This window comes from Rhizobium phaseoli (genome assembly GCF_001664385.1).
GTDB lineage: Bacteria > Pseudomonadota > Alphaproteobacteria > Rhizobiales > Rhizobiaceae > Rhizobium > Rhizobium phaseoli.
This window is the reverse complement of record NZ_CP013532.1, coordinates 3,095,254-3,113,466: the sequence shown is the minus strand read 5'-3', so window position 1 is coordinate 3,113,466 and position 18,213 is coordinate 3,095,254. Positions and strand designations below refer to the sequence as shown.

Annotated in this window: 9 protein-coding genes; all 9 read left to right on the top strand. The window is 58.9% G+C overall.

What is annotated here, in order from left to right:
* The first annotated feature begins 375 nt into the window (after positions 1-375).
* The 9 genes from AMC88_RS15075 (at position 376) to AMC88_RS15035 (ending at position 18,161) form a co-directional block, all read left to right on the top strand.
* A complete protein-coding gene (locus tag AMC88_RS15075) occupies positions 376-3,498 on the top strand; it encodes an AAA domain-containing protein (RefSeq protein ID WP_237353149.1) in 3,123 nt (1,040 codons plus the stop codon).
* Positions 3,470-4,810 (top strand): coiled-coil domain-containing protein, encoded by a 1,341-nt coding sequence (locus AMC88_RS15070; protein ID WP_064829976.1) that lies wholly within the window; start codon positions 3,470-3,472, stop codon positions 4,808-4,810. Before AMC88_RS15075 ends, AMC88_RS15070 begins: the two co-directional genes overlap by 29 nt.
* Before the next feature lie 12 nt (positions 4,811-4,822).
* On the top strand, positions 4,823-6,844 hold the full coding sequence (locus AMC88_RS15065) for an McrB family protein (protein ID WP_190311516.1): 2,022 nt from the start codon (positions 4,823-4,825) through the stop codon (positions 6,842-6,844).
* Positions 6,845-6,879: 35 nt separating this feature from the next.
* Positions 6,880-8,340 (top strand): DUF2357 domain-containing protein, encoded by a 1,461-nt coding sequence (locus tag AMC88_RS15060; protein ID WP_237353148.1) that lies wholly within the window; start codon positions 6,880-6,882, stop codon positions 8,338-8,340.
* Positions 8,337-10,697, top strand: coding sequence for a hypothetical protein (locus tag AMC88_RS15055; protein ID WP_064829974.1), 2,361 nt, complete (start codon positions 8,337-8,339; stop codon positions 10,695-10,697). The genes AMC88_RS15060 and AMC88_RS15055 overlap by 4 nt, the downstream gene beginning before the upstream one ends.
* A gap of 596 nt (positions 10,698-11,293) precedes the next feature.
* On the top strand, positions 11,294-13,009 hold the full coding sequence (locus AMC88_RS15050) for a DUF262 domain-containing protein (RefSeq protein WP_237353147.1): 1,716 nt from the start codon (positions 11,294-11,296) through the stop codon (positions 13,007-13,009).
* Between the two features lie 491 nt (positions 13,010-13,500).
* Positions 13,501-13,962: a nuclear transport factor 2 family protein gene (locus tag AMC88_RS15045; RefSeq protein ID WP_237353146.1), complete on the top strand. Its 462-nt coding sequence runs from the start codon at positions 13,501-13,503 to the stop codon at positions 13,960-13,962.
* 67 nt (positions 13,963-14,029) lie between these two features.
* Positions 14,030-14,233: a DUF4287 domain-containing protein gene (locus tag AMC88_RS15040; protein ID WP_064829972.1), complete on the top strand. Its 204-nt coding sequence runs from the start codon at positions 14,030-14,032 to the stop codon at positions 14,231-14,233.
* Between the two features lie 457 nt (positions 14,234-14,690).
* Complete coding sequence (locus tag AMC88_RS15035) at positions 14,691-18,161, top strand: DUF3427 domain-containing protein (RefSeq protein ID WP_064832928.1); 3,471 nt, start codon at positions 14,691-14,693, stop codon at positions 18,159-18,161.
* The last annotated feature ends 52 nt before the right edge of the window (positions 18,162-18,213 follow it).

The window sequence follows — 18,213 nt, the reverse complement described above, 5'->3', positions numbered from 1 at the left end:
TCAGAGCTCACAACGCTCTTTGCAGTAACCCGGCAATGCAGTTACACACAATTATTATTGAACATGCGACTTTAGATGCTCGTCACCCGGAGCACGACGAGCGAAGAGCCCTTACAGCCTTCTTTCAACAGTGTTGGAATTCTTGCAGCGATAGTTCTGGCCGCGTAACTCAAAAGACACTCCGTCGAACATTCAGGTCTTATCAATGGGCCGTGTCAAAGTTGAGCTTGGATTGCGCCTTTGCAACCCATTGACATGCGTTCTAGTCACCTTCACACCTGGTCTCAGGGTGAAGTCATGCGCGTTTGATTTACGCGCATTTGGGTGCGTCGTAACTTAATGTCAGTGCTTCTGCGAACGATCTCGTCCTTTCCTATGGGTAGGACGACCAATGAGTTATTTGCTCTGCTGGACGTGGAATTCGATCCTCGCAGGCGCACGGAGCTTTATGCGGAACTTTCCGCTCTTACCGAGGCGGGGAAGATCAGTCGTGATCGAAACGGCCGTTGGCGAAGCGTATCCTCTTTTGTCCGGAAGGAAGTCGCCCCGGACAACACGGGTGGAAGACAAGCAGCGCCGTCGCTCGGCTCCACGCTGACGGCAGCCGGCGCGACTTATCGCACCCGCGCCCAGGAAGCCATCGCCGAGCCTGAAGTGACGTTTGCCGGCGTCGATCCCAACGCTCTCCTGCGCTACTACCGGTCCGCACTTCGGGCGGATCCGAGGGGAGCGATCTCGCAGATACCGGATCGCCACGGCGTCCAATGGCACCTCATTTCCGGTTCGGGACCGCTTACGCCGGGAGACGGCGAGCAACTTTCGATTTCCGTGGTTCTTGACGACCTGGCCGATGAATTCAGAAAAGCTCTTCTCAAACGCGAGGCGAACGATCAGGCTGTCGCCATCGGCTGGCCGATCGCGGTTGCTCGCAAACAAGGTGCTCCGGTCATCTGGCCGGTCGGGCTGGTAAGCGGCGAGTGGCGTCGCGAGCCGGGCCATATAGAGATCGTCATCGACACTGACGATATCGTACCGAATCCTGACTGGATAAAGGGTGCGGCCCGCAGGGCGGGCTGGACGGAGGCCGATCTCCGGGAGGTCTTCACTCAGCCGGAAGGCATTGGTTTTCGCCGCGACGATTTTCTAAGCCGTCTTCGAGAGGCTGTCGCAGGAGACTTCAAGGGCACCATCGCTGGAAGCAAGCTGAAGACCGAGCTTGATAGCGAGAACGTCGGCATCTACGACATCGCAGCCGTCTTCATTCCCACCGACAACACGTTTACGACTGGTGCGGTACGGGATCTCGATGCGATCGCCACCTGGTCGACGGAACGCCTTGGAAGGACCGCCCTTGCGCCGATCCTGGGGATTCCGCATGACGTTACAGACGTAGCGCCGCCAGTCGTGAACATAGGCTCGCTAAACCGCGAGCAAATTCGGTCCGTTCGTCTTTCAGGCACGTCGCCTCTGACAGTAGTGACGGGACCGCCTGGCACTGGCAAAAGCCAGGCGATCGTCTCGATGGCCGCTTCTGTCCTTGCGGCGGGAGGAAGCGTTTTAGTCGCTTCGAAGAACCATCAGGCGCTCGACGCAGTGGAGACACGCCTGTCCGGCATGGCCAGCGAGGCCCAATTTCTGGTCAGAACCCTTGACCCCGCAAGGGAGATCGACCGATCATTCGATGATGTCCTCTCCGCGCTTCTTCAGGAGCCGTCCGGCGGCGGGGCGGAGGTCGACCGAGTCCTACGCTCAAAGCTGACGAATCTTTGTCAGGCTAGGCTTCGGGTCTTGGATCAGCTCGACGAGCAGGGCAGATTGAACGGTTTGGTTGCCGATCTCCTCGAGCGGATCGAAAGCCGGGAAATTGAGGAGCGCGAAAGTGAAACGCCGGCCGGGGCGAAACCAGCTCCGCGCACCGGCATGCTACTTCGCATGTTGCTCATCCTGCTGAAAATCTTTGGCAGATCGCCACCCGCCGTTGCACATGAGGAAGCGGCTCTTGAAGTCGCCGATCTTCCACGGCTTAAGTCCGCATTGGCAAAGGCCAGGGAAGAGCTTGCAGCGATAGATGTAAAAATGGATCCCGTCGCCCTGACAGAGGAAATAGCCGCGGTTGTCGGCTCCATCTTGCCGCGAATCCTTTCTAACCGTACCGCTCTGCCGGAAGAGGAGCGGCTCGAACTCGGTAAGGAAAAGGCCAATCTCGAGCTGATGCAGAATTTCCGATCGCTTCCCGGTGGGATTGCGAGCAAGATCGTCGCGCGCAGGCCACTGTGGCTCGCGTCAGTGTTGGGCGCGCCCCGTCGCATACCTCTTGTCGACGGTCTCTTCGATCTCGTCATCTTCGATGAAGCGAGCCAGTGCGACGTCGCGTCGGCCCTGCCGTTATTCGCACGCGCCAAGCGGGCGGTCGTGGTCGGCGACGACAAGCAGCTCTCGTTCATCAGCCAGCTCGGCGTCGCGCACGACCGCAACCTTATGCAGGCACAGGGACTGGCCGTGACGAGCATGGGACGTTTCGCACAGAGCAGACAGTCCCTCTTCGATGTTGCGAACCTAACGCGGGAGACCGCAAAGGTGATGCTGCGCAACCAGTATCGGTCGGCTCCTGACATCGTCAGCTATATCAACGATCAATTTTATGGAAAGATGCTTCGCGTATCGGGCGATGAGAAGACGCTGAAGCCCCCGGCTGGACAGAAGCCTGGTATTGCGTGGGCCGACGTGAAAGGGCCGACAATGCCGATGGTTGGCAACGTGAACGTCGCCGAGGTGGCAGCCATCAAAGAGCAGGTGGAGACCCTCCTCGTGAAGGAGGGCTACACCGGATCCATTGGAGTGATCGCGCCCTTTAGGCCGCAAGTGCAGGCGCTAAGCGAGGCGATCGGCACAGCCCTGCCTGCTGATTTGCTGAGCCGCGCCGAGTTTCGCGTAGGGACAGTGGATTCATTCCAGGGGCAGGAGCGAGACCTCATCCTCTTTTCGCCTTGCCTTGGCTATGCGAGTGCGACCAGCGCCCTGACATTCGTGCAGAAGGATTGGAGGCGGCTCAACGTTGCGATAAGCCGTGCAAGGGCGGTGGCACACGTGTTTGGAGATCTTTCTTTTGCGCGTTCGGGCAAAGTGAAAAGCCTCCAGAAGCTTGCGGCGTATGCGACTGAGCCGAGGCCGCGCGTGGCGGAAGGGACATTCGACAGCGCCTGGGAGCACACCGTGTATCACGCGCTGAAGGCCAAGGGTCTGGAACCCATCGCTCAATACGAGATTGCCGGGCGCCGTCTCGATTTTGCCCTCTTCGGTGCCGGCGACATCAAGCTTGATCTGGAAGTCGACGGACGCCGATGGCATGCGGACATGGACGGCAAGAGGAAGCTTGCCGACCACTGGCGGGATCAACAACTCAAATCCATGGGATGGCGCGTACGCCGCTTCTGGGTGGATGAACTAGCTAGGAACCTGGAGGAATGCATTGAACTCGTCGCAGAAGACCTTTCATAAGTCTCGGCGCTTCAGCTACATCTCGGCGGCGCTCGGCCTCATAGCCATCGCAGGCGTCGGCGCTGCGATCGTTCAGGTGGATTCTCTCGAGAAGACCTATGGCGCGATCCGCACCGACATCGCGAGGTTCAACAAAGAGCGTGACGATGCTCAGATCCGTCGCGACGGAGTGCTCACGGACATATCTAAAAGCACGTCCGAGGCCGAGGCGCAGCGAAGAACGATCGCAGATCTGAACGCACAAAAGGCGAAAAGCGCCGCTGACCTCGCCGATCAGGAAGAGAGAATCGCCAAGGCATCCGACGCATTGAAAGACATCGAAGGTCGATCTGCGGCCGCAACCGATGTCATTGCGAAAGCCGCTCAGGCTACCAGAGAACTCGCGGACATGCGGGCGCGAAGCTCTGCTCAGGAGAAGACGATCACGGCCAACCAGAGCCGGCTGGGCGAACTGAACGACGACATCGAGGTCGCGGAGAAAAAGAAGCAGGCCGCCGACGATGCCGCGACGTCGTCGGAAAGAGAGCGCGATCGCCGTCTGGCCGAAGTAAAGGACCTAGGCGAGCAAATCGAAGATCTCGACGTCAAGAAGCGGGAGCTAGCGGATGCGGAAGCACGCAGGAAATCCGCACAGTCCGATCTTGGCGAAGCAACTAAGAACATCGCCGACAAGACCAGAGAGGCCACGGCCCTTCAGGCTCAGCTTGGCTCCTTGCAGCAGCAAATAACGAAATCTAAGGACGAGTCGTCTTCGATCTCAGCGGATCTTGCGAAGCTCAAGGAGCAGAGGACGGGTCTCGAAAAGGAAATCAACCAGCTCGAGTCCAGCAGGGCGAAGGCGATGGGCGAGCTGGCGGCGCTTCAAGGAGAGGCCGAACGTGCAAGAGCCGACGCCGCGGCAGCAGAAGGCCGCGCGAAGGCCGCGGAAGACAAGTTGACGCAAGCTGGTCAGGATCTTCCCGCTCTGACAGCTCAGCTTGACTCAATCAGGTCCGACGTCGCCTCTGCGACGGCACAACGTGATGCAATGACTAGGGAGGTTTCGAGCCTGCAGGCGGCGAAAGCGAGCTTTGTACTCGACAAGACGGAGGTCGAGCGCACGTCGGGCAAGAAAATCACTCTTGAGGGATCGGTCGCCGATCTCGAGAAGAGGCATTCACAGGTGTCCAAGGATATCGAGATTGCAGAGGGCGAGCTGACAACGTTGAAGAACAAGGTCGCCGAGTTGAGCGGGCGACGTGGGAGCCTCATGCAAGAGGTCGAGACGCTGGAGGCTTCAAAGGCGGCGTTGCAGCCGAAGACTGCGGAATAGGGACAGGCACCGATGCTCACGGAAAACATACTGCTTCTAGTCCTCACCGCTGTTGCGCTTGTGTCTTTGATCGGCGCCCAGACTATTCTGGCGATCTACCATGATCGCGCAGTTACGGCCGCCGGCCCTACGATGACCCTCGAGGCTCTGATCGTGAGTATCGAACAGAAGCGAAACGCGCTTTCGGATATCGAAAGCGATCTGGCGGAGCGGCGGAAGGCGTTGGCGAACATAGCCGACGTCCAGGCCGATTACGACGCCACGAAGCGGCAGTTGGACGATCTCAAAACGGAGTGGCTCCAGCAGGACGAGCGCCGTGCGGAAGTGCGGGCGGTGCGCGAAGAAATCGAAGAGAAGATCAACGAAAAACTCGCTGTCGAGTCCGACCTGGCAACGGGTCGTGCCGACCTCGAGGCCGTTCGGGAGCGACTGGCGGCGGCCGAACGCCTATTTGCCGCCAACGACGAGATGAAGCGGGAGCATGCGGCGCTCGAAGCCAGGCTGGGAGAACTTCGGTCGGAAGCGGCCCGCCTCTCCGAAGCGCAGGAGCGCGTGCAATATCTTGAGGCCACGGCGTCGGAGCTCGCACGGGCCGTGGCGCAGGACGAGGGAAGGCTGGAAGTTGCGACCCGCGAACTGGCGGTCGCGCGGGAAGCGCTGGCTGCGGAACAGCAGGCCGTCGCGACCGTGCGTGCGGAGCTTACGCAGGCGGCGGCCCGAGCAGCGGCGTCCGAAGAACGGGCCATGGCCATCGAGAGCGAGATCGGCAAGCTCGACGAACGCAGGTCCTCGCTCATGGCCCAGCTCGCGAGGCTTGAGGATAACATCGGCGAGGCGGCAGGTTCTGGGTCCGGCGGAGAAGATGACGACGATCGCATCAAGGAACTCATCGCTCTTCCGCCGGTGCTCGAGCACATGAAGATCTGGCCGGAACGAGCGGGCGAGAACGAGGACGAAGCCATCACCCGCGTCAAGCGACGTCTCAGCGAAAACGGGCTGCAATACCCGGACCGTACAGTCATGGCGTTCCATACTGCGATGAAGACGAACGAGACCACGCAGATGGCCGTCCTTGCAGGCATTTCCGGCACAGGCAAAAGCCAGCTTCCGAGACAATACGCGGCCGCGATGGGGATCGGCTTCCTACAGGTGCCCGTACAACCCAGATGGGATAGCCCGCAGGATCTGATGGGCTTCTACAACTACATCGAAAAGCGGTTTCGTCCGACCGACATGGCCCGCGCACTCTATCAGCTTGACACCATCAACAATACCAAGAGTGAATTCCAGGACCGGATGATGATGGTCCTTCTGGACGAAATGAACCTCGCCCGCATCGAATACTATTTCTCGGACTTCCTAAGCCGTTTGGAAAGCCGGCCGAGCAGCGACAGGACGGGCGAACGGTCCCTCCGCAAGGATGCGGAAATCGAACTCGAGATCCCGATGCCGCGAAGCAAGAATCCGCCACGCATCTTCCCCGGATACAATCTGCTGTTTGCGGGCACGATGAACGAAGACGAGAGCACGCAATCCCTCTCGGACAAGGTAGTCGACCGGGCCAACGTCATCAGGTTCTCGGCCCCGAAGCGAATTCATACGAGCGCCCAGTCGGGCAAGTCGCCGGAGCCCGAGGCACTGTCGGCCAAGCGTTGGCGAAGCTGGGTCCGGTCGGTTTCCAACGTAGAAGGCGACGCAGCGGTTACATCCCGTATCGAGCGCATGGTCGAAGTCATGACGGACTTTAAGCGGCCCTTCGGGCATCGTCTCGGCCGGGCCATCATGGCCTATGTAGCTAACTATCCTGGCCGCGGCGGTGACGTTCGCATTCCTCTTGCAGACCAGATCGAGATGCGTCTTTTGCCCAAGCTGCGAGGATTGGAGGTCGACGCCAACGACTTTGCTTTCGGCAAGCTCAAGTCCTTCGTGTCCGACGATCTACAGGACGACGCGCTTGCACAGGCCATCGAGGCCTCGATCCAAACAGCGCGGGATGGCGCCGGTCAGTTTGTTTGGAACGGGGTCAGCCGCTGATGCTACATCTGGGGCGCCCGTGGGATCGTTCAGGGTTGGAAAGCTTCGGACCCAGCGATTGCCTGGTCAGCGAAATCGCAGGCGACGCTCCGCGTAAGGGCGGGCATGCCCGCCTCATGCGAACGCAGTTGCGCGACGGCGTGCGCGAGCTAATTCTACATCCCTATCCCAAGGGCGGCTACGCGCCCAATCCTCTCCGTCAGGGATTTCCAGTTCGTCCGCGAACGGCGAAAGAGCATGAGACGCCGGAAGAAGTCAGGGCGCGCGAGCTGCTTCGCAGGATGAACGAAGTTCTTGCCCGTGTGCAGGAACTCGGAGAGGCGCTGGAGGACCCGATCTCGGTCTGGTCGCGGTTGCGGCTCGCGTGGGAGCGAGCCGAAAATGAAGAAGACCCCCGAATGGCGGAAATCGTACGTCAGGCCGAGGACGTGCTTCCGAGACTGAAGGCCCTCGAACCGCGAATTCGCCGGGTACTTCGGCGAAGCCGCGAACTCGTTCCGCTCGACCGCGTGCAGGAGATGGACAGGGCGTCGATGCGCTGGCTGGTGCGCCAGCCTGGGCGTAACATCGCCGAAAGAGCGGGGGCCAGCCAGCGAATTCTCGCAACCGTTCGAAGGGAGAACTTCGACACGCCCGAAAATCGGGTTCTTCATGCCTATGCCCGCCTCGCTTCGGACGTCGCCAGAGAATGGATGCAGGAGCATCCCCGCGCCAAGGCTAGCAAACGCTATTTGGAAGTCGACGCGTTCGGCCGTTTCTGCAAGACGTTCGCCCGCATGCTCGCAGAGCTCGAAGTCCGCGTCGCCGACACCGGCATCGTTCCGAATTACGTCCTCATCCAGGATCCCGGCTATCGGGCGATCTACGAGGCATGGCGGCGGCTGCTGGAAGAGGACAAGGTGCTCGATGACCTATGGGCGTGGCAGGCCGAAACATGGACGGACTTTGCAGTCCTCGCCATGGTACTTGCCATCGACGAGCTCGAGGATTCCGAACTCGTCGCACAGTCGCCGATTGTCTGGCGTGCAGAGGCATCACTTGGCCGATGGTTCGAGCAGGATCGCCCTATTGCGGTGTTCTGGCTCAAGAACAGCGGGCGCATCGTCGAAGTCCAGGCCCGGCCCGAAGCGTCCGGCACGCTTCTAGCACTGGCGCGAGCTCACGTCTCGCTACGCATCACCGATGTCTCGCGAGCGGAGCTGCCAAGGCGAGTGGCGGTGTGGACTCCGCACACGATGGAAAGATTTGATCTCTCGCAAGCCGTCCTTCGGGCAAACGATCGTCTGGCTGACATTCAACCGTTCGCACAGACGGAGGTTCTCCGTAATGGACTAATCATTACGCCCTCCCATGGACAATTCGAGAAGCACTCCGCCACCGGCCCGCGGACCCATGTCGACGCAATCGCATTCGAAGCGTTCGGAGACGGTCTTCGAAGCGGACTGGAAGCGATCAGAGCGTTCGCGCGCAGCGAAATTTATAGAGCTGGGCCATGAAGAAGCTCACGGGCTTTGATCTGAATGGCTGGCGCGACTCCGCGGCGCGAAACTGGGAGGTGCTGGCGGACGGCGAAGAGCGGGAGGTGCCGTCGTCGATCGTGGATGGCGGTCTGAACAGTGTCGTGGTTGTGACTGGTGCAAAGGCCAATTCAGGCTTCGTCGGGGGCGCGCAGGCGGCACTCGCTCCGCACGGTCTTGGAGACGGCTGGGGAAACGTAGGCGGAGCCGGCAAGCGTGCGAGGGTGCGGAGCCTTATTTCCGGCGAGGGGTCCGTCGAGCAGTTGTCGGCAGCGTTCCGGGGCATTGCACCACATGCAGACTTCGGCGTCACTAGCTTGGACGATCATCCAGGCGTCAGCGAGCTGCAGCAGGAGCGATTGCTTGCCGCATTGCGGAAGGCGAGAAACGCCACTCCGCTGCTGGTGTGGCGCTCGGTGCTAGCGGCATTGCATGCCATTGAGCTAGGGGCGATCGAGCATGGGCAATTGGTCGGGATCATCAGTCACGTCGCCGACGGCTTCACTGTCCAGAAGCTTCGTATCCGCCGGGAGAACAGCCGTGGTCAGTCCCTTCTGGCGCCCGAACGACGGGCGGTGGGAAAGCTGACGGCTTCGGACCTTGGATACAACGGTCTTGCTCTTCGAGCCAGAGACGCGGTGCTGAACGCCTCGCAGAGTGATAGATATGAGCATCTGGAGTGGGCTCGCGCGCACGGTCGTCTTACTATCGGCGTCGAGGCTACCCCTGAAGTGCTCCGTTTGAAGAATGGATCCTGGGAGGTTCTGAATCCGCCGATGGAAATGCCTGTCGGCAGTCTCCCAGCAGCGCCCGACATGTCCCAAGAATTTCAACGATGCGACGTCGTGCTGTTCGAGACTTTGACCGAGGGCGCATTAAGCGAGGGCCTCTTTGCACGTGCGGCTAACGCCGTGGGAAGATCACCGCTGCGTTTGGCCGCGACCGCGGTGGCACAGGGAGCGTTGACGGCGGCTCGACGCCTTAGCAGACGCGAGCCGGTGTATTTCGACTTTCTCCCGCAGATTTCGACGATCGTTCAGCGCCGCGATGCAGCGGAGAACTTTGATCTCATCGATCCCGAATCCACGCTGCCGGCTGGGTCTGTTTATCGGAGTCCGTCGCCCGCGCGTCTGGCAATTCAGGCGGGCCAGGATCGGTTTTCGATCTTCCTACGCAAGGAAACTGCGGACCTTCCTCGAAAAGCCCAAGTCGTCATCGGTACGAAAGTCACTGAAGCGACGCCGGTCGATCTATGGGTGGAGCAGAGCCCGGCGTCCGGGCGCGCCAAGATCCTCGTACATGTACAGAAACTCGGCAATCAGTTTCAAATCGACTGGGACGGCGCTGCGGAGCTACCGACCCGATGGGAGGATCTCCTCGACGGGTTCAAGAGATCGCAGCCAACGGTTCCCGGACGTCTGGTGCTACCGTGCGGGCCGGATTCTTGGAACGACAACCCTCGCGGCGACGGACTTCTTACGCTGCTGTCAAAAAATGTCACGGCGAGCGCGGTAGACTGGACGGCGTTGGCAAAACGCTTGGCGGCGAGGCCTGCCGGGCGTTACGCGATCTCCAGCGACGGCGAGATTCCGCCCGGTATCGGGCAGGAGGCCGTCGCGCAACTGGACAGGCTTATCAAGCGAGCGGTGGAGGATGTCCGCCACAAGATCGATCAGCGCAGGGACGGTACGGATTCCCTCCGGTTCTTGACTTGGCTCTTCCGACGCTGTCCTGAGCAGGTCTCCGCCTGGCTATTAGATGCGTGGGATCAGGAGGAGCGAGGCGGCCACCCGATCTTCAAGATGGGCAGCCATTGGAAGCTGGCGTACCAGGGACTGGGTCGTATCGCCAGCGGCGAGGCCTACGAGCTTCGAGCCATCCGCACGATGCTGTCTAGGACGATAGATACGTGGAAATGGCAGAAGGAAACGGCCGCGATGGCATTTCTCCTGTCGCGTTCCGAAGTCGCTCCTCGGCTCGTCAACAGGACCGAAGCAGAGCGGATTGCGAAGCGCGTTCTTAGAGAGTTCAAGGAAAATCTAGGCTCGACATATACCCGATTCCAGTATGCTCCGTTGCTTCTGGTCGGTCTGCTGCGTTATCGGCTCCGCGAGCCATTCGCACTCGTCATCGGCCAGGATCCCATGGCAGATCGTCTTGGTCAGGCTGTCGAAGCAACGCTCGATGATCTCGCCCACAGAAGTAGGGCAAAGCCCCTCGCCAAATACGGTCGTATCCTCGAGCAGACTCTTGAAGAACTGCGCGGAGAGGGCTCGAATCCCGAACTCCTTCTCGATATTTTTGGTGGCGCAGAAGAGGACGAGCCGGCCGGCTAGAAGACGTTTAGGATGCAATAAATGATCGACAAGAGTTGCAACAAGAACATTTTTCAGATTTGGCGGGACAGGGGCGAAGTCCTCCCATTCGAAGTCATCCGCTGGTCATGGTCGCCATCCAGCAGCTTTCTCGTAGAGCAGATCGAAATCGGCAAGTAGCCCTATGGAAAAGCATGGGGGCGGAAGACAGTCGAATGCGGCAGTCCATCCGGAGCCTGAGAAGCCTCAGGTGCTCAGCCGGCAAATCATCTTGGGGGTAACACGTCGTGTTGGGCTTACCCGCCCTTGGCGAGACCACTCCAATTGCGGATTTGGACCGTATCGGGCTGACTCGCTCTCTAACATCACCGTCGGCGAGCGCCCATCGGAGGAACCCCGCGGGCCAATGAGCATGCAAACTAAGGGCTATTCCGATTTCCTCATTTTCACGTTGGAAATTGGGACCGGCAACGTTCTGAAATGTACCTGAGAAGGTCATCAAGCACACCCATGCTGGCCGTCTTCTAAGGTGCCTTCTCGGCATGCTTGGGGCCTTGTTGAGGAAGCAAAGTGTGAGCGCTCATTGACTGATACCGGGTGAGAATCAAGCGCTGATTGTGTATATCAACGCCATCGATGGATACGCGTGCGAGGACGCCACTTTGATCACCGCTCACCAACATACCGTTTTTGAAGTCCTCGGAGATAAGTTTCTCCACGAGATACCTGCCTATCAGCGGCCATACGCTTGGCGGACCGAAGAAGCAGAGCAACTCCTAGTCGATCTTCTGGAAGCGATGGATCATGCGACGGATGAACCTTATTTTCTCGGAAGCATCGTACTCATAAAGCCCAAGGGCGAGATCATAGGGCAGGTCGTTGACGGACAGCAACGCTTGACAACCGTGACAATTCTGGGCGCTGTCCTTAGAGACCTGGCTACTGCACCGCAGGAGCGCGCGGCCCTCGATTCCATTGTTTATATAGAACCGAACGCCTTCCTCGCGCAGCAGGAAGCAATTCGCCTTAAGGCTCACGAAGACGACCGGGTTTTCTTCAAAGAATCAATCCAGCGTCCCGGCGCGACTGGGAAAGAAGGGCCCTCGGAAAGCCCTAAGACCGAGGCGCAGAAGAATATGTGGGCAAATGCAAAAGCCCTTCGAACTATGCTGCGGGATTTGCCAGAAAACGTGCGCCAGTCACTGGTCACGTTCTTGATCAACAAGTGCGTGGTCGTCGTTGTGAGCACCGAGTCAAGGACGGCCGCGCTCCGCATCTTCAAGGTACTCAACGATCGCGGACTAGACCTGTCCAACGCCGACGTCATCAAAGCGGATTTGTTAGGCAAGTTCAAAGACGAACAGGAAATGAAGCATCAGGCACAACGCTGGCGCAATTATGAAAACGAGTTGGGCCGGCAAGAATTTGAAGGTCTTTTGGAGACGCTGCGGTTCATCAACGAAGAAGGAAAAAATCGGCGCACGTTGAGCGACGCCTATTCGGAGCGCTTCAAAAACAGCAGCGCCGATGATGTCAGGCAGTTCCTGGACGATGAACTTGCCCCAGCAAAGATTCATTACGCTCGAATAATCGAGGGCGATGTATCGTCATTTCCGGAGTCTGTACAGGGCGCCGCCGCGGAGGCTTTGGCAGGGCTTTCTTTGGTGCCAAACAAGGATTGGGTGCCGGTCGCACTTGCCGCATCGCTCCGGTTGCCGCCGGAGATGCTCATTCGAACGCTCGAGGGACTCGAAGGCATGGCCTGGATGATGCAGCTTGCTCGGCGTTACGATACGCAGCGTATGAACCGATACGTCGAGGTTCTTAAAGCCCTGAACCTTCAGCCAATCGAACTCGAGAAGTCGCTGGGCCTGACGCCCGAAGAGGCTCAGGAGGGACGTGATGCCCTTGGCGGTCCGCTCTACGGAAGGTTTCCAACCCGTGTCGTGCGTGCAATCCTTGAGCGCCTGGACCGTCTGCTGGGAGAACAACCTGTCAATTGGCCCGGCCACAAGACGGTCGAGCACATCTTGCCGCAAAATCCGGGCGAAGGATGGACCGAGTTCGAGGAGATTGAGCGCGAGCGCGTTACCAACACGCTTGGCAATCTTGTGTTGCTGACTGGCCGTAAGAATTCGGGTGCGTCGAACCTGCCGTACGCTGATAAGGTGAAGGTTTATTTCGGCCTCGGCCAGAGCGCCTCGTCGTCCAAGCGGGCTACATACGCCAGTGCTCAGGAACTGGCTCACATACCAGACTGGAAGCCTGCTGCATACGAATTGCGGCACGCGCGGCATGTCAGCCTCCTCTCAAAAAGGTGGAGGCTGACATAGCTTCATGGTGGCCTCTTAGTTCGCACGCACCTGTGAGGCTATGTCGAGCAACAGGGTTCCTGCAATGACTCATGCGACCAAGTCGCTCTAGAGTGGCCGAGTTAATCTTCAAGACTTGGCACTGCGGCCTGTCTTCTTCAGTCTGGTCTCAGTTAGCTTCAGAATAACCCTGTTTCCAGGTGACGATCTCATTGGCTAACTCACCCCAGAAACGTAAGCGGTGCTTTCCTCGCACATTGACCAGGCTTGATTGCCATTCCGAAAAATGCCGCTACGACATTGATGGCCAGAATGCGCCAACACCGGACATTAGGTGGGCGGCAACTACCATGCTGCGGAAAAACGACTCTGTTGCAGTTCGGCTTATCGTGCCATTCCCCGCCGACAGTTGAAGACAGAGGTCATTTTGAGCAAGCAGGAAACGGGTGGCACGAACCCTCCGTCCCAACTAGCACTGCGTCCGTTCTTCATTCACAACCAATGGGCTTACTATGCAGCAAGATAATCCCCTCTCATCGATGCAGATACTGGAGAAGATGTTCGATGTGGAAATGGCTTTCATGGCGTCCAAGGGGAAGGATTCCGTCATCTTGGCAGAAGCATTCCACACTGAAGTTGTTGTTCACGAGCCGACGTCGGTTCCCTACGCAGGAGATTGGAGGGGATTAGCCGGAGTAGCCGAGCTTATGCATCTGATGAGTGAGACGTTTAGCACGTTCGAGGTCGAGAACCTAACCTGTTCTGGCCCTCCTGCTAGCATGCACGTCTCCTGTACATTGCGGATGGTCTCTCGAAAAACAGGTATTTCAGTCTCTCAGCCATTCGCTCAACTGTTAAGATTTCAGGAGGGACTGCTGATCGAGGCAACGCCATTTTACTTCGACACAGACGAGATTAAAGCTGCTCTCGAAGTTCCTCCTGTGGCAGAGGTCCTCGCCACAGAAGCGCTATAAGCGGTTATCGGTGATGACAGCGCATCCGCTGAGCTATACCTATTCCAACTGACGTTTAGGAGAAATCATGGCAACAGATTCAGTCAAGGGTCCGGCTTCTTATTTTCCGTCTATCGAGGCCAAGTATGGCCGTCCCATTGCAGAGTGGAAAGACCTCATCCGTGGCCAAAGCGGAAAGAAGCACATGGAGCTTGTGGCTTGGCTCAGGCAAGAGCACGGCATGGGCCACGGTCATGCCAACGCCCTTGTCGCGGATACACTACGCGAGTAGTTGCCAGCCGCATCATGTTCGCCAAGGCCGACTATCGCCTTGGCAGGATTGCGCCAAAAGACAGGGCCTTAGCGTCAAAGTGTGAGCGCCTGCGCTGGAGGCGGCCCTGTCCGGCTACGGCTACGAGAGAGTTTGTGGCCGACGCCGAATCCAGACAAGACACAGTGGTTGCGGTTACCGCCGAGTCGCGAACCTCGTCGGGTGCTACCCACTAGAGCGTCAGCCCGCTACCTGCCTAAAGTGGTGCCTTCTAGCCGCTCTGCTTCTTCTCAGCACCGAACTGCAGTTCATCGCTCCTCTTCTGGAAGGTCGCCAGGTGCCGAGCAGGGCTCCAGACCCTCGAAAATCAATATGTGGAAAAGCATCAGCCGTCCTGGGCTGCGTCGATCACGCCGCCCATAGTGCGCGGATGACTCAATGTCCCTTCTGCACCGCGGAGTTGAAGCGAATCGTCTTCATGGACGATCATGTCGTCGCACTATGGGATGGCTTCCCGGTATCTCCGGGGCATCTGCTCATCGTTCCACGAAGGCATGCGGCGACATGGGATGATCTCTCCGAGGACGAAAGGCATGCCGTCTGGGGAAGCATCGACCGCGCAAAGGCTGAGATCGAACGCCAGCATCAACCTGACGGCTACAACGTCGGCTTCAATTTGGCGGAGGCCGCGGGCCAGACGATCTTCCATTTCCACCTGCATGTCATTCCACGCTACCTCGGCGACGTCGATGATCCGAGAGGCGGCGTTCGCCAGGTCATTCCGCACAAGGCCAACTATTTGGTCGAGGAGTTCGGCAGCACCGACGCGGTGAAGCGCCTCGTCACCGGTGGAAGCGATCACCTTCTGCCCCACCTCGTCCTGCACATGGATCAGGCAGACGCCTGCGACATTGCTGTGGCGTTCCTGCTGGACAGTGGCGCAAGGTTGATAGTCGAGCATCTGAAGGACTTCCTGGCCCGTGGCGGACGCGCCAGAATTCTCGTTGGCGACTATATGGACGTGACCGAGCCCATGGCGCTGCGGCGGCTGGCCGATCTGGAAGGCGACCTGACGCTTCGGGTTTTCGAGGCCGCGGCGCAGGGATTTCACCTCAAAACCTATATCTTCTTGTCGGACAGGGAGGGTGTGGCATTCGTCGGCAGTTCCAACCTGTCGGAAGCAGCGCTCACCACATCGATCGAGTGGAACTACAAGGTCATTTCGAGCCACGACCGGTCGGCCTTCCCCCAGATCACCGATAGCTTCGAGGACCTCTTCAATTCATATAACGCCTCGGCCGTCACGCCCGAGTGGATCGACCACTACGACAACCGAAGGAATCCGCTGGGTTTCAAGGATGCGGGGGTTGCATACGAGCCGCCGCTGCCTGCTCCCGAACCCCACACCGTCCAACAGCAGGCTCTCGCAGCACTTGAGCGGACGCGGCAGGACGGGTTCACTGCGGGGCTCATGGTTCTCGCAACGGGTCTCGGCAAGACTTGGCTGGCGGCCTTCGACAGTAATCGCATCGAATATCGTCGCATCCTCTTCGTCGCCCATCGCGAGGAAATTCTCAACCAGGCCGTCGAGACGTTCCGGCGTGTCCGGCCGACAGCGCGGATCGGCAGGCTGTCTGGCGATTACAAGGATTCGGACGTCGATCTCCTTTTCGCCTCCGTTCAGACGCTCGGCAAGGCCAACCGGATCAGACAGTTCCGACCGGACGCCTTCGACTATGTCGTTATCGACGAGTTTCACCATGCTGCGGCGAGCACCTATCGACGGATCATCGATCATTTCGAGCCGAAGTTCCTCCTCGGACTTACGGCGACGCCAGAGCGGAGCGATGGGGCCGATCTTCTCGGCCTATGCCAGGAGAATCTCGTTTTCCAGGCAGGCATTCATCTTGGGATCGACGGCGGGCATCTATGCCCCTTTCACTATTTCGGTGTTCCGGACAACGTAGATTACAGGAACATCCCCTGGCGCAGCACCCAGTTCGACCTGGCCGAACTTACCGCCGCCGTCGCCACGGAAGCACGCGCGCAGAACGCGCTCGAACAATATCTTCTGCGAGGCGGCAACAAGTGCATCGGCTTCTGCTGCTCCCAGACGCATGCCGATTTCATGGCCGACTTCTTCAATCGGCATGGCGTCTCAGCCGTCGCCGTTCATGCCGGAAGCAATTCGGCACCGCGGGCGACGTCACTACAGAGGCTAGAAGCGGGCGAAGTCGAGGTGGTGTTTGCTGTCGACATGTTCAATGAAGGCGTCGACATTCCGAGCATCGACACCGTGCTGATGCTGCGGCCGACGGAATCGACCATCATCTGGCTGCAGCAGCTCGGCCGCGGGTTGCGAAGGTCTGCGAACAAGGATCATCTCGTCGTCATCGACTATATTGGCAACCATCGTATCTTCCTCACCAAGCTTCGCGCGATCGCCTCTATCGCCGAAGTCGATGCATCGTCCAACGGTCGCATCCGCGAGCTTCTGGAAAGGCTGCAAAGCGATGAGGTCAGTCTGCCGACCGGTTGCGAAGTGACCTACGATCTTGCGGCGATCGATATACTGCGCGTGCTGGTCAAACCAGCCAGCACGGAGAACGCGCTGGAAGATTTCTACCGCGACTTCCTGGAGCGGCATGGCGTCCGGCCGACGGCGTCCGAGGTTTTCCACTCAGGCAACAATCCGAGAAGTAGCAGCGAACGTTCCTGGCTCAGTTTTGTGGAACGTATGCGCGGGTTGGATGATCTGGAGCAAGCGACCTGGTCGGAGCATCGGGAATTGTTCCAGGAGATGGAGAAGACCGAACTTACCCGGAGCTACAAGCTCGTGACGACGCTGGCATTGTTCGACGACGAAACTGTGCAGGACCGCTGCACCGTCGACGAGATCGTCGAGCGGGTAGCGCGGCTGGCCTCCCGCATTCACAAGCTCCAGCAGGATTTTTCTGTCGATCTAGCCAATCGGGCGGCACTCAAAGCGCTGCTGCTCAAGTTCCCGATAGATGTCCTGACGAAGCTGCGGGATGGCAACGGCGCTCCCTATTTCGTTCTGGATGGGGGCCAGTTCGGCTTGGCGAGCTCGCCACGGGATAGGGAGACCTTCGGCCATCTGCTGCGGGAAATCCTCGATTGGCGTCTCGCGCAATATCTGAGCCGAAGCGGTGGCACCAGTGAACTGACGGACTCGGTTTGCCGCGTCGCCCGAAACGCGAGCGGACAGCCTATCCTGTTCCTCGCGACGACGGACGGGGCAGGACAGTTACCCGAAGGTCCATTGGACGTTGTCGTCAACGATCAGCCGATGGAAGCGACGGTCGCTAAGATCGCGATAAATGTTGTGCGGAGAGTCGGCGAGCCATCCAACCAGTTACCCGCCATCCTGCGCGGATGGTTCGGCGACGATGCAGGACTGCCGGGCAAAGCCGATCGTGTCCGCCTCCGGTTCCAGAATGATTCCTGGCGAATGGAGCCAATGGGCGCACAGGGCCAAGCACAGGCCGGCCTGCGACTTTGGGAGCGCTATTCACGCGACGCCATCCCTTCGGCCTTCGGACTAACCTTCGATCAGGCGACGTGGAACGCTGGTTTCGTGCCAAAACCGCCTCACATCTTTGTTATGGTCACGTTGGAGAAGGAAGGGATGATGAACGAGCACCGCTATACCGATCTCTTCGTCTCAGCCACGGAATTCTCCTGGCAAAGCCAGAACAGGACCAGACAACGATCGAAGCATGGCGAGATGATCCGCGACCACCAAGCGCTCGGTCTTCATATCCATCTGTTGGTTCGCAAGACCAAGAAGATCGGGTCGAAACCGGCACCTTTCATTTATTGCGGCGAAGTGGATTTCGGGGCCTGGTCCGGCGAGAACCCAATTAACGTGACATGGCGACTGCGGGAGGCGGTGCCTCCAATGCTGCTGTCACAGTTGAAGGGCTGAACAAGCACACTGGAGTCCGTTGGAAGGCACATAGACGACTGTGGTCGAAATG

Coding starts and splice junctions, on each gene's coding strand:
- AMC88_RS15075 (WP_237353149.1), top strand. CDS start 376: ATGGGTAGGACGACCAATGAGTTATTTGCTCTGCTGGACGTGGAATTC.
- AMC88_RS15065 (WP_190311516.1), top strand. CDS start 4,823: ATGCTCACGGAAAACATACTGCTTCTAGTCCTCACCGCTGTTGCGCTT.
- AMC88_RS15055 (WP_064829974.1), top strand. CDS start 8,337: ATGAAGAAGCTCACGGGCTTTGATCTGAATGGCTGGCGCGACTCCGCG.
- AMC88_RS15045 (WP_237353146.1), top strand. CDS start 13,501: ATGCAGCAAGATAATCCCCTCTCATCGATGCAGATACTGGAGAAGATG.
- AMC88_RS15040 (WP_064829972.1), top strand. CDS start 14,030: ATGGCAACAGATTCAGTCAAGGGTCCGGCTTCTTATTTTCCGTCTATC.
- AMC88_RS15035 (WP_064832928.1), top strand. CDS start 14,691: ATGGACGATCATGTCGTCGCACTATGGGATGGCTTCCCGGTATCTCCG.